The following is a 13,084-nucleotide window of genomic DNA, read 5'->3' as shown; positions in this document are numbered from 1 at the left end:
ACGCGGCTCACACAGGCAGGCTCAGGACAGGCGCTGGCGAAAATCGTCGTAGCCGAACTCGCGGATGACCTCGAGCTCGTCCGTTTGCGAGTTCCACACCGCGATGGCGGGCAAGCCGCAACCGTTGAAGGTGGTGGTTTTCACCATGGTGTAGTGGGCCATGTCCTGAAACAGCAGGCGCTGGCCCACCTGCAGGGGGGCGTCGAAACTGTAATCACCGATCACATCCCCGGCCAGGCAGGTCAGGCCGCCGAGGCGATAGTCGTGCCCGCGCTCCCCCGCCTCCCCCGCGCCGTAGATGCCCGGCCGATAGGGCATCTCCAGCACGTCCGGCATGTGGCAGGTGGCGGAGGTATCCAGGATGGCCTGGTCGAGTCCGTTCCAGGTGGTATCGAGCACCGAGGCCATCAACACCCCGGTGCCAATGGCCACCGCCTCGCCCGGCTCCAGGTACACCTGCACGCCGTGGCGGGCGGAGAACTGGCGGATACAGTCCACCAGCGCATCGACCTGGTAGTCCGGCCGGGTAATGTGGTGACCGCCGCCGAAATTGACCCACTCCATCCGTCCCAGCAGATGGCCGAAGCGCTCCTCCACTGCCGCGAGGGTGCGCTGCAGGGGCGGGAAATCCTGCTCGCAGAGGGTGTGGAAATGCAGCCCGGAGATGCCCTCCAGTACCGACTCATCCAGTTGTGACAGGGGAATGCCCAGACGCGAGCCGGGCGCGCAGGGATCGTAGATGGCGACGTCGCCCTCCGAGTGCTCCGGGTTGATCCGCAGGCCGAACTTCAGGCCGGGCCGCCGCGCCAGCGCGGCCTGCACCAGTGGTTGGGCGCGCTGCCACTGGCCGCAGCTGTTGAACACCAGGTGATCGGTGATCGCCAGGATCTGCTCCAGGTCGGCCTCGCTGTAGGCGGCGCCGAACACGTGCACCTCCCCCTGGTAGAACTCGCGGCCCAATTGGGCCTCGTGCAGGCCGGAGGCGCAGGTGCCGCTCAGGTAGCGCGATACCAGCGGCGCAAAGTGCCACATACTGAAGGCCTTCAGGGCCGACAGCACCCTGGCGCCGCTGCGCTCTGCCACGTCGGCGAGAATGCGCAGATTGCGCTCCACCGCCACCTCGTCCACCACATAGCAGGGCGAAGGCAGACGCGACAGGTCCAGCCGCGAGAAGTCAGTGAACTGATTGATTTCCACTTAGATTTCCACTCAGAGTTCCGCGCCTTTGCGCACGTCCAGGCGGAAACCGGGGTCCAGTTCCACTACCTGCCAGGACAGGCCGTACTGGTTCATGTCCGCCATGAAGGGATCCGGGTCGCACTGCTCCATGTTCCACACGCCGGGTCGTTTCCAGTGGCCTTCCAGGATCATCTTGGCGCCGATCATGGCCGGCACCCCGGTGGTGTAGGAAATCGCCTGGGACTGCACCTCGGCATAGCAGGCCTCATGGTCGCAGATGTTGTAGAGGTACATCACCTTCTCCTGACCGTCCTTCCTGCCGCGCACGATACAGCCGATGCAAGTCTTGCCCTTGGTGCGCGGCCCCAGTGTTGACGGGTCGGGCAGCAGCTTGGCCAGGAACTGGATCGGCACAACCTCGACACCGTTGTACTCCACCGGCTCGATACCTGTCATGCCGACATTGCCCAGTACTTCCAGGTGCTTGAGATAGCTGTCGCCGAAGCTCATCCAGAACTGGGCGCGCTTGAGCGAGGGGAAGTGCTTGGCCAGCGACTCCAGTTCCTCGTGGTACATGCGGTAGATGTTGTAGCTGCCCACCTCGTCGGGGCACTCGAAGCGTGCCATTTTCGACATCGGCGGCGTAGTCACGAACTGCCCGCCCTCCCAGTGGCGGCACTCGGCGCTCACTTCGCGGATATTGATCTCCGGGTTGAAGTTGGTGGCGAAGGGGTAGCCGTGGTCGCCGCCGTTGACATCGATGATGTCCAGTTCCTCGATCTCGTCGAAGTAGTGTTTGGCCAGATAGGCGGTAAACATGTTGGTGGCGCCCGGGTCGAAGCCGCTGCCCAGCAGCGCGGTCAGCCCGGCCTGCTCGAAGCGCTCCCGATAGGCCCACTGCCAGTGGTACTCGAACCTGGCGGTGTCCGGCGGCTCGTAGTTGGCGGTGTCCAGGTAGTTCACGCCGGCGTTGAGACAGGCGTCCATGATCGACAGGTCCTGGTAGGGCAAGGCCACGTTGATCACCAGCTCCGGTTGCTCTTTCTCCAGCAGGGCGGTGAGCTCGGCGACGTTATCCGCATCCACCTGGGCGGTGCGAATGGGGCGCCCGATCTGCTCGGCAATCGCCTTGCACTTGGCCTCGGTGCGGCTCGCCAGCAGGATGTCACTGAACACCTCCGGCAGCTGCGCACACTTGTGGGCCACAACGCCGCCGACGCCGCCGGCGCCGATAATAATTACCTTTGCCATGAATCCTCCTGTCAGGAATGATGTTCGAAGTAAGTGTAGCCCTGCAGGCTCTCGCGGAAGGCCTGGAGAATGCGCTGGCGTTCGGCCACGCTGATACGGCCACTGCGCACGGCGTCTTCCGCGACCTTGCGGAACTGTTCCTGCATGTGCTTGGGTTCGTACTCCACGTAGCTGAGCACATCGGCGATGCTGTCGCCGTGGAATTCGCGCACGAAGTCGAAGCTGCCGTCGGGATTGATCGACACGCTTACCACATTGGTATCGCCGAACAGGTTGTGCAGGTCGCCCAGGGTTTCCTGATAGGCACCCACCAGGAAGACGCCGAGGTAGTAGTCTTCCCCCTCGCGCAGGGCGTGCAGGGGCAGCGTGTTTCGCAGGCCACCCGGCAGGGTAAATTGGTCTATGCGGCCGTCGCAGTCACAGGTCAGGTCTGCCAGGATAGCCTCTCGCCGCGGTTCCTCGTCGAGTCGGTGAATCGGCATGATGGGGAAAACCTGCTCAATCGCCCAGATGTCGGGCAGTGACTGGAACAGGCTGAAGTTGCCGTAGTAGATATCCGACAGCTGTTCCGGCAGGCTCTCAAGATCCGCCGGCACCCGCTCCAGTTGCGGCAGCAGGGCGTTGATGGCCTGCATCACCGCCAGGCAGATATCCTCCGCCAGAGCCCGGTCGCGCAGGCTGGCCTGGCCGCGATGAAACAGCTCCCGCGTCTCGTCGCGGTAGAAGATGGCGTCGTTATAGCACTCCTGGTAGCTATCGATATCCACGCGCGCCAACACGTCCAGCAGGTGGGCAATGAACTCGGAGCTTTCCTCGGGTGCCTGTGCGGGAATGTTCCCCGGCCGGGTGTCACGCACGTCCAGCACGTTAAACAGCAGCATGGAAGAGTAGGCCACCGTGGCGCGACCGGATTCGCTCACCAGCACCGGGTGCGCAATCTCCAGCGGATCCAGGGTTTCGCGCACCGTCTCGACGATATTCACGCAGTATTCGTCAAGCTGGTAGTTCATGCTGTGGGTGGAATTGGCGCTGGCGCCCTCGTAGTCCACCGCCAGGCCGCCGCCGAGGTCGAGGTAGCCCATGGGGGCGCCCTCCGCCACCAGTCCGGCATAGAACTGGCAGGCCTCCAGCACGCCGCTGCGCACATTGCGGATATTGGGCACCTGGGAACCGAGGTGGCAGTGCAGCATCTGCAGGCAGTGCAGCATGCCCGCCTCGCGCAGCTCCGCCGCCACCTGCAGCAGGGCGGTGGTGGAAAGACCGAAAATCGAGCGATCGCCGCTGTCCTGGCTCCAGTGCCCATCCACTTTCGTTGCGCTGCGCATGCGCACGCCTATCAGCGGCTCGATACCCAGGTGGCGGCTGCGCTCGATGATGACCCGCAACTCGTGCAGGGACTCCAGCACGAAAAAGACCGGGTAGCCCATGCGCCGCGCGTAGAGGCCGAGGTCGATGAACTCGGCGTCTTTGTAACCGTTGCAGACCACCAGCGACTCGGTGTCGCGCAGCTGGCTGAGGGCGATGATGAGTTCCGCTTTACTGCCCGCCTCGAAACCGTGGTGATAGCGGCGGCCGTAGTCGGCGATTTCCTCGATCACGTGGCACTGCTGGTTCACCTTGATCGGGAACACGCCGCGGTACACGTTGTTGTAGCCGCCTTCGGCGATGGCGCGCCCGAATGACTCGTTCAACACGGCAATGCGATGATCCAGCACGTTGCGGATACGCAGCACCGCCGGCATGTCGAGATGGCGGGCGCGCATGCCTTCGACAATGTCGAGAATGGACACGGCAACGGTATCGTCGCCCTGCTCCACCAGAGCCTGGACTTCGCCGTTGCCGTTGACGGAATAGTAAGGCGCACCCCAGGCGTCGATGCCGTAGAGGGCGCTGCTATGGGCCGGGCTCCAGCCCGGAGGGAGTTCAGGCGCCACGGCGGATGACCTCGCGGTGGCAGGTTGTGGAACCGACACGGGAAACGGCCGGTATGGAAGGCTCAGCAAATCTCTGCACTGACGGAGCTCCTCGCAGGTTCAGGTGTCACACCGCACCGGCGAAAATCGCCCGGCATCAGTGTGGGAAGGCCAAAGACATAAAATCCTGATGGTGAACAAAACGGCCCGCATTCTAGAGCTGCCCTGTGGGAACGCAAGCAGAATTTTGACCTCCCTTTGTGAATTTTTAGCGCATACCCGGCACTGGTACCGGAAGCGCAGCCGCTATAGGCTGCCTGTTCTATGAGTAACGACCACTGACATGGACATCCGTTCCCCCAACGACAGCGATCTGCCGGCCCTGCTGGCCCTCGAAGAAGCCAGTTTCCGCAGCGACCGAATCAGTCGCCGCAGTTTTCGCCGCTGGTTGCGCCACCGCGACTGCGTGTTTCGCATTGCCGTAGACGATACAAAGGATAGCACGCTGCTCGGCTACGCCCTGGTCACCCTGCGCCGCGGCACCCGTCTGGCGCGCCTCTATTCCCTGGCGGTGGACAGTGCGGCCCGCGGCCGCGGCATCGCCCAGGCCCTGCTGCAATCCGTGGAGCAGGCGGCGCGCGAGGCCGGGGCGATTTACATGCGCCTGGAAGTGGCGGAGAACAACCTCGGCGCCATCAGTCTCTATGAGAAACTCGGCTATAGCCAGTTCGGGCTTTACGAGGACTATTACGAAGATCACGCCAGCGCCCTGCGCATGGAAAAGCGTATACGCCCCTACCAGCCCTCGGGCGACAACCGCCAGCTGCCCTGGCTGCCCCAGACCACCGCCTTCACCTGCGGCCCCGCCGCGCTGATGATGGCGATGGCGGGACTGCCCGGCGGCCACTACCAGCCGAGTCCCGAGGAGGAAATCGAACTCTGGCGGGAGGCGACCACGGTGTTCATGACCTCTGGTCACGGCGGCTGCCACCCGCTGGGGCTGGCGCTGGCCGGGCAGCGCCGCGGCTTTCGCGCCGAGGTGTGGGTCAATATCGAGGGACCGCTGTTTCTGGACGGCGTGCGCGATGAAAACAAAAAGCGTGTCATGCGCATCGCCCACGACAGTTTTGTACGCCAGTGCGGCGCGGCCGGCATTGAGGTGAACTACAGCGATATCGACCAGGATGAACTCACCCGCCGCTTCAGCGCCGGCGCCAACATCCTGATTCTGATCTCCACCTACCGCATGGACAGCATGAAGGCCCCCCACTGGGTCACCCTGAGTGGCTTCGACGACACCTGCCTCTACGTGCACGACCCGGATATGGGCGATACCAGCCCACGGGCGCTGCGGGAGGCGCCACGCAATCCCCTCGACTGCCAGCATCTCCCCATCACCCGGGACAGTTTTGCCGCCATGAGCCGCTTTGGCAGCAGCCGCTTGCGGGCTGTGGTGGTGCTGGAATCGCTGTCCTGAGGCCTTGCACGGCGCCCTGCGGCGCTTGCAGCTAACGCAGACGCCGCCGGGACCGGCGTATACGCTGCGCCGCATCCCGGCGCGAATCGCGGGAAGCCGCATACTGGGCATTCTCGTAAAGACCGGTCACCTCGGCTACGACCTCGGCATGGGCAGGCAGTGCCGCAGCGACCCGGCGGGCGAAATCCCGCGGCCCTTCGCCGGGTGCACGCTCCACACCCCGGCGGGCCAGCTGCGCACAGAAAGCAAGGTACTCCCGACTCAGGCCATCCAGGGTCGCCCCCCCGCGCTGGCGCAACAGCCAGGCTGCGAGCGGTAGCAACACCAGCAGGCCACTGCCCAGCAGAATCAGCACGAACTTCTGCGCGGTGAGTTCGCCCAGGTAGCGCTGCAGCAGCTGCAACTGGTTCTCGCTGTTGAAACCCACCACCCAGGACTGCCAGCGGTAGGTCAGGGCGTCATAGCGCAGGCGCAGGCTGTTGATCCAGTCGACACGCCGGTAGCGCAGCGGCGACAGCGGCGAATCCGCGAGAAAGCTGCCCTCCCCGGCCAGCGCCTGTTCCAGACCCTGTTCAATCCGCGAGGGCGATACCGCGGCCGTCGGGTCGACCCGGCGCCAGCCCTCGCCTTCCAGCCACACCTCGGCCCAGGCGTGGGCGTCGAACTGGTGCACGATAACGGTGCGATTGACCGGGTTGACCTCTCCGCCCTGGTAGCCCGCCACCACCCGGGCCGGCACACCACCCGCGCGCATCAGGGTGACAAAGGCGGAGGCGTAGTGCTCGCAGAAACCGCGACGGGTTTCGAACAGAAACTGGTCAGTGGCGTTCTCGCCCAACAGGGGGGGCTGCAGGGTGTAGACAAAGGATTCTTCACGAAAGCGGGCGAGCACCGCTTCGACAAGGCCTGCATCGCTGCCGGCCTCCTCCCGCAGCTGCAGCGCCAGGGCGCGGGTGCGCGGATTCTCACTGTCGGGCAGGCGCAGTTCCGCCAGCCGCCGCCAGTCGCTCAACACCGGCTCCAGCGCAGCCTGCGGCCAGGAGCGCACCTGGTAGCGGTACTGCTCCTCGATCTCCACCGGCCGGAACAGGCGGAAATCCGGCGCCTGCATGATTCCCGCCTGGGACGACTCCGCGTAACGCAGGCTGTACAGCCAGTTCTGCTGGGTGGGCATCATCAACACGCTGTAGCGCAGCGGCTCGCCCTCGGTGGCGACTTCCGCGGCGCGGCGCTCGGCCGCCGGCACGTCGTAGTAGTTGAAAGCCGACCAGGTACCCTGCTGCAAGCGGCTCATCACCAGCCCCCGCCAGTACAGGTTGGCCCTGGGGGGAATCTCCCCCTCGAAGCTGACCCGGAAGGCGACCTCGTCGGATTTACTGAGACTGGATATCGAACCCGGGCTCATATTGTCGGACACGCCGGTGCGAGCCGCGTGGGTTTTTACCGGTACTGTCCACAGGGGCCCGATGCGGGGGAACAGGAAGAACAGCACCAGCATCAGCGGAAAGGCCTGTGCCAGCATCACCCCGGACTGCCGCAGTGGGCCAAAACGAAAGTGCTCCTGAACGCCCTGGTGCAGGGCCACCAGCGCCGCCGTCACCAGCCACACCGTCGCCAGCGAGTAGAGAACGACCAGCAGATCCTGGGTGAACAGGAATTCAGTGATGCAGATGAAGTAGCCCAGAAACAGCAGGACATAGGCATCCTGGCGCCGGGCCAGCTCCAGCAGCTTCATGGCGTAGGCCGTGAGCAGCAGGGCCACGGTCGGTTCCAGGCCCAGCAAACTGCCGTAACTGAGCCAGATACCGGTGCCGGCCATTGCGATCAGGCCCAGTTTCACCAGCCGCCGGGGGAAATGCCAGGCGCCGCGGAAAATCTGCAGGCGCCACAGGGCGCACGCTATGTACACCACCAGCACCCAGATGGGCAAACGGCCGAGATGGGGTGCCAGCAGGGCCGCCATCCCCAGCATGATCCACACCAGGGCATTGCGCGGTATCTGCTCGTCGACCTTCACGCCGGGCGCTCCACGCCGTGCAGGGCCAGTGCCGTCAGCACCAGTTCCCGATGGGTGTCGCCACTGTCGGGCCTGATCTCCGTCCCGGGCAGGCGCAGGCCGAATGCCTCCCGCCGGCGGTCAAAATCCAGCGCCCAGTAACACAGGTGGGAGAGTCGCTGCTCCACCGGCAGGCCGGCGAAGGCCTCCCACTCCAGCCAGCGATCGCGCTCGGCATGGGCGACATAGAGCTTGCTTTGCAGGCTCTGGCCCCGCGCCAGGCCCTTCCAGTGCACATGGCGCAGCGAGTCACCGCCGCGGTAATCGCGAAAACCGTCGAAGTCCTCGGAACCGGGCATCGGCAGGGCCCCGCCATCCCCTGCCAGCGCCGCTTGCCCCGGCAATTCCGGCGAGGCCAGCGGTTGCGGGTAAACCACTGCGCACAGATCCAGGTCCACCCAGGTCCAGCAGCGCAACAGCCCCAGCGGGTAGGTGGTTTCAATCAGCAGGCGCCCCGGGTGATACCAGCCGCGCCTTCCCACCGGGAGATAAAAACGCAGCACTTCACTGGCGGAATCGGCCAGGTTGATACGCTGCTCGCTACTCTCGGGCCAGCGCAACCGCAGGTCGAAACGCGGCCGCTTGCCACCCCGCTCGAGACGCAGGTCGAATTCGGTCTGCTGGCCGGGAAAGGCGGCGCGGGCCAGTACCGCGTGAACGCCGAGACCGGCGAGATTGGCGTAGGTGTGGAGAATGGCAACGATGAACAGGGTGGCGAGAAGAAAAGTCAGGCCGTAGCTCATGTTGTTTTCGTAGTTAATCGCGGTGAGCAGCATCACCGCGAGGCACAGCAGAAAGAAAAAGCCCACCCGGGAGGGCATGATGAAAATTCGCTTTTGGTCCAGGGTGACGCTGCGGGACGGGGGAATGCGCCGCTTCACCCAGCGCTGAAAGCGTCCTCGCAGGCGGGCGCGCCATCCCTGCGGATTGGCGACGGACGCCTGCTCAGGGGCGTATGACATCCACCTTGCGCTGCATTTGCATGACCAGGGCCATGCCGTCGCCGGAGAAATCCCCGCTGGGCACCAGGCGGTGGGCAACCACCGCCGGCAGCACCATCTGCAAATCCTCCGGTACCACATGACCGCGATTGTGCATCACCGCCCAGGTGCGCGCGCAATCCAGCAGTGCCAGCGCGCCGCGCGGGGACAGGCCGACAGCGAATTCCGGCGCTTCACGGGTGTAGGCCACCAGTCGCTGCAGGTAGTCCAGCAGGCTGTCCGAGGTGTGCACGCCCGCCACTGCCTCGCGGATCTGCTGCAGTTGCGCGGCGCTGATACACTGGCCTGGACGCTGGCTGTCACGCCCGGACAGGGCCTTGCGCTGGAACATTTCACGCTCGGCCACCGGATGGGGATAACCCAGTTCCAGACGCATCAGAAAGCGATCCAGTTGCGATTCCGGCAGCGGATAGGTGCCGCTCTGGTGGATCGGGTTCTGGGTGGCGATCACAAAAAAGGGCTCGGGCAGAGCGCGGGTTTCACCCTCCACTGTCACCTGCCCCTCGGCCATGGCCTCCAGCAGGGCGCTCTGGGTACGCGGCGTAGTGCGGTTGATCTCGTCCGCCAGCAGCAGCTGGGTAAAAATGGGACCGGGGTGGAAGGTGAAGCTGGCGTCATTGCGGTTGTAGATGGATACCCCGAGGATATCTGCCGGCAGCAGGTCGGAGGTAAATTGCACCCGCTTGTAGGACAGCCCCAACACGTCCGCCAGGGCGTGGGACAGGGTGGTTTTGCCCATCCCCGGCAAGTCTTCGATCAGCAAGTGCCCGCGGGCGAACAGACAGCACAGGGCCAGGCGGATCTGCGCCTCCTTGCCCAGCAGTACGCGCCCGACTTCGGACACCGCAACGTCAACCAGCCCCTGTATCTGCATTCCCGCCCCCCGCGGTCAGTGCGACTCAGGCCAGGGCATCCAGGCCCCGCCGCAGGTCGGCTTTCAGATCTTCTACATGCTCGAGACCGACCGCCACGCGGATCAGGCCTTCGCTGATCCCTGCCTCTGCCCGCTGTTCCGGTGTCAGGCGGCCGTGTGTGGTGGTGGCCGGGTGAACAATGGTGGACTTGGCGTCGCCGAGGTTGGCGGTCAGCGAAAGCATCCGGGTGCCGTCGATGCAGCGCCAGGCCCCTTCGCGCCCGCCGCGCACCTCAAAGGCCAGCACTCCGCCAAAGGCGCTCTGCTGGCGCGCGGCCAGGGTGTGGCCCGGATGGTCCTCGAGGCCGGCATAGAACACTTTCTGCACCTCCGGCTGCGCCTGTAGCCAGCGCGCCAGTTCCAGCGTCGAGCGGCAGTGGGCCTCCATGCGCAGACCCAGGGTTTCCAGGCCCTTGAACAGCACCCAGGCATTGAAAGGGCTGAGACTGGGCCCGCAGGTGCGCAGAAACGTCATCACCTCGGCCATGTGCTCGCGGCTGCCCACCACCACGCCCCCCATGCAACGGCCCTGGCCGTCGAGGAACTTGGTGCCGGAGTGCAGGACGATGTCCGCGCCGAATGCCAGCGGGCGCTGCAGGGCCGGAGTGCAGAAGGTGTTGTCCACCACCAGCAGGGCCCCGGCATCCTTTGCCAGCTGGGCAAAAGCGGCGATGTCCGCCACTTCATTGAGCGGGTTGGACGGTGTTTCAATAAACAGCATGGCGGTATTCGGCTTCACTGCTTCGCGCCAGGCAGCGGTGTCCAGCAGTGGCACAAAGTCCACCTGTACGCCAAAACGCGTCAGGTATTTACCGAACAGGTTGGTAGTAGTGCCGAACACGTCGCGGGAACAGATGACATGGTCGCCGCCGCTCAGCAGCGCCATCGCGGTGGCGAGAATGGCCGCCATGCCGGTGGCGGCACCCACTGCAGCCTCACCGCCTTCCAGCGCCGCCATGCGCTCTTCAAAGCCGCGTACCGTCGGATTGGTATAGCGGGAGTAGACATTGCCGGGCTGCTCGCCGGCAAAGCGCGCGGCGGCTTCCGCCGCAGAATTGAACACATAGCTGGAGGTGGTGTAGATCGGTTCGCTGTGCTCCCCCTCGGGAGAACGGCTGATACCGGAGCGCACCGCCAGGGTTTCGATACGGGCACCGTCGAGGGCGTCCCGGTTGTCTCGGTCAGTCATTTTTCAACTCGCGTCATTGTGCAGGCCCACCACGGCGCCCTCTTCCTGCTGGCGGGCGCGCTCCTTGCTCTGGGCTTCGTCGTTGCGCAGCGCCTCGATCCGGTCGAGATAGGCCTGGTCGACATCACCGGTAATATACTGCCCGTCAAACACCGAACAGTCGAAGCCGTTGACATCTTCATTGCCCTCGCGGGAGCACTCCACCAGGTCTTCGAGGTCCTGGAATACCAGCCAGTCGGCGCCGATCAGTTCTCCCACCTCGTCCACACTGCGTCCGTGGGCAATAAGTTCGGTAGCCGACGGCATATCGATACCGTAGACATTGGGGTAGCGCACCGGCGGCGCGGCGGACGCAAAGTAGACATTCTCGGCACCGGCGTCCCGCGCCATCTGGATGATCTGCCGGCAGGTGGTACCGCGCACGATGGAGTCGTCCACCAGCATCACGTTCTTGCCTTCAAATTCCAGCGGTACCGGATTGAGTTTCTGGCGCACGGACTTCTTGCGCTGGCTCTGGCCCGGCATGATAAAGGTGCGACCGATGTAGCGGTTCTTCATAAACCCTTCGCGGAACTTGATACCGAGTTCATGGGCCATGGACTGGGCCGCAATGCGGCTGGTGTCCGGAATCGGGATCACCACGTCGATACCGTGGTCGGGGCGCTCCCGCAGAATCTTTTTCGCCAGCGCCTCACCCTGGCGCATGCGCGTCTTGTACACCGAAATGCCGTCCATCAGGGAGTCGGGACGGGCAAAGTACACATGCTCGAAAATACAGGGGCGCAGGCTGTGTTGCGCCGCACACTGGCGCCGGTGCAGGCGCCCGGCACTGTCGATGAAAATCGCTTCCCCCGGCGCCACATCGCCGATCAGCTGGTAGCCGAGTACATCCAGGGCAACACTCTCGGAAGCCACCATGTACTCCTCGCCCTCCGGTGTTTCGCGCTTGCCCACCACCAGCGGGCGGATGCCATTGGGGTCGCGGAACCCGACAACCCCGTAGTCCACCAGCATGGCGACAGCGGCGTAACCGCCGCGGCAGCGCCGATGCACAGCTTCCACCGCCTGGAAAATGTCATCGGGACTGGGGCTCAGCTTGCCCAGGGTCTGCATTTCATGGGCGAAGATATTGAGCAGTACCTCGGAGTCGGAATCCGTATTCAGGTGCCGCAGGTCGTCCTGGAACAGTTCCCTGGCCAGCTGCTCGGCATTGGTCAGGTTGCCGTTGTGGGCCAGGGCGATGCCGTAGGGTGAATTCACATAGAAGGGCTGGGCCATGGCGGTGCCCGAGCTGCCCGCCGTGGGGTAGCGCACATGGCCAATGCCGATCTTGCCCTGCAGGCGCTGCATGTGATGCTGCTGGAAGACATCGCGCACCAGGCCCTCGCGCTTGCGCTGGTGAAAGCGGCCAGCGCTGCAGGTCATGATGCCGGCGGCGTCCTGCCCGCGGTGTTGCAGCACCGTCAGGGCATCATAGATATCGGGAGCCACATTGCCGTGACCAACCAGTCCAACCAGACCACACATGCTTCTTTCCTCATTGCGGCACTACCACCGCGGCTTGTAACTTACACCGACTGGCCGGGCGCCAGGCCCGAGAGGTTGTCGGTATTAAAATTGGACAGAGTGCCCCGGGCCCAGCCCATCAACGCATCCACCTGCGGCATCAGGCGCGCCTGGTGTAGCCACACCTGATCCCGGGGCGGCAGCAGTTCGCGCACCAGGAATACCAGCACCATGACAATGACCACACCTCGGGTGAAACCGAAAATGGTGCCCAGCAGGCGATCCGTGGCGCCGAGGCCGGTGGCCTTGACCACTTGCGACATGAACATGCTGACCAGGCCAAACACCATCAGCACTGCGATAAACAGAATCAGCCAGGCGGCAATGTAGCGGGCAGTGATATTGCTGATGTATCCGGTGAGGCTGGTCGCCAATTCGCTGGCGAACAGGTTGGCAATGACAAAGGCGGCGACCCAGCCCGCCAGGGACACGGCCTCGCGGGTGAACCCCCGCCACAGGCTGACCAGCGTGGAGAGTCCCACGATGGCAATAATCGCCCAGTCGACCCAGGTCAGTTGCGTCCAGTCCAAGAAATCCAC

At 64.4% G+C, this 13,084-nt stretch carries 10 protein-coding genes; 1 reads left to right on the top strand and 9 read right to left on the bottom strand.

The window, feature by feature from the left end:
• Positions 1-21 precede the first annotated feature (21 nt).
• Genes nspC through speA form a run of 3 tightly spaced genes read right to left on the bottom strand, consistent with a single transcriptional unit; the run spans position 22 to position 4,364 of the window.
• The gene (gene nspC, locus FVW59_RS12665; protein WP_148064710.1) at positions 22-1,197 is read right to left on the bottom strand and encodes a carboxynorspermidine decarboxylase; all 1,176 of its coding nucleotides are present in this window, start codon (positions 1,195-1,197) and stop codon (positions 22-24) included.
• Positions 1,198-1,209: 12 nt separating this feature from the next.
• Positions 1,210-2,430: a saccharopine dehydrogenase family protein gene (locus FVW59_RS12660; protein WP_148064709.1), complete on the bottom strand. Its 1,221-nt coding sequence runs from the start codon at positions 2,428-2,430 to the stop codon at positions 1,210-1,212.
• Between the two features lie 11 nt (positions 2,431-2,441).
• The gene (gene speA / locus FVW59_RS12655; protein WP_148064708.1) at positions 2,442-4,364 is read right to left on the bottom strand and encodes a biosynthetic arginine decarboxylase; all 1,923 of its coding nucleotides are present in this window, start codon (positions 4,362-4,364) and stop codon (positions 2,442-2,444) included.
• 322 nt (positions 4,365-4,686) lie between these two features.
• Here speA and FVW59_RS12650 point away from each other — a divergent pair, with 322 nt between their 5' ends.
• Positions 4,687-5,820, top strand: a complete 1,134-nt coding sequence (locus FVW59_RS12650; protein ID WP_148064707.1) for a GNAT family N-acetyltransferase/peptidase C39 family protein — start codon at positions 4,687-4,689, stop codon at positions 5,818-5,820.
• A gap of 31 nt (positions 5,821-5,851) precedes the next feature.
• On the opposite strand, the gene FVW59_RS12645 is transcribed toward FVW59_RS12650, so the two are convergent.
• From FVW59_RS12645 to FVW59_RS12620, 6 genes are read right to left on the bottom strand one after another with little or no spacing between them, the layout of a single operon-like run.
• Positions 5,852-7,837 carry a transglutaminase TgpA family protein gene (locus tag FVW59_RS12645; RefSeq protein ID WP_148064706.1) on the bottom strand — a complete coding sequence of 662 codons (1,986 nt, stop codon included), beginning with the start codon at positions 7,835-7,837 and terminating at the stop codon, positions 5,852-5,854.
• Positions 7,834-8,838: a DUF58 domain-containing protein gene (locus FVW59_RS12640; protein ID WP_148064705.1), complete on the bottom strand. Its 1,005-nt coding sequence runs from the start codon at positions 8,836-8,838 to the stop codon at positions 7,834-7,836. The genes FVW59_RS12645 and FVW59_RS12640 overlap by 4 nt, the downstream gene beginning before the upstream one ends.
• Positions 8,822-9,751, bottom strand: coding sequence for an AAA family ATPase (locus FVW59_RS12635; protein WP_148064704.1), 930 nt, complete (start codon positions 9,749-9,751; stop codon positions 8,822-8,824). Before FVW59_RS12635 ends, FVW59_RS12640 begins: the two co-directional genes overlap by 17 nt.
• Before the next feature lie 25 nt (positions 9,752-9,776).
• The gene (locus tag FVW59_RS12630; RefSeq protein ID WP_148064703.1) at positions 9,777-10,979 is read right to left on the bottom strand and encodes an O-succinylhomoserine sulfhydrylase; all 1,203 of its coding nucleotides are present in this window, start codon (positions 10,977-10,979) and stop codon (positions 9,777-9,779) included.
• A 3-nt stretch (positions 10,980-10,982) separates the two neighbouring features.
• Positions 10,983-12,506: an amidophosphoribosyltransferase gene (gene purF, locus FVW59_RS12625; RefSeq protein ID WP_148064702.1), complete on the bottom strand. Its 1,524-nt coding sequence runs from the start codon at positions 12,504-12,506 to the stop codon at positions 10,983-10,985.
• Positions 12,507-12,547: 41 nt separating this feature from the next.
• Positions 12,548-13,075 carry a CvpA family protein gene (locus FVW59_RS12620; protein ID WP_246139730.1) on the bottom strand — a complete coding sequence of 176 codons (528 nt, stop codon included), beginning with the start codon at positions 13,073-13,075 and terminating at the stop codon, positions 12,548-12,550.
• Positions 13,076-13,084: the final 9 nt, after the last annotated feature.

This window comes from Parahaliea aestuarii, assembly GCF_008064635.1.
GTDB lineage: Bacteria > Pseudomonadota > Gammaproteobacteria > Pseudomonadales > Halieaceae > Parahaliea > Parahaliea aestuarii.
Note: the sequence above shows the minus strand (reverse complement) of the source record. Positions and strands in the feature narration are given on the sequence as shown.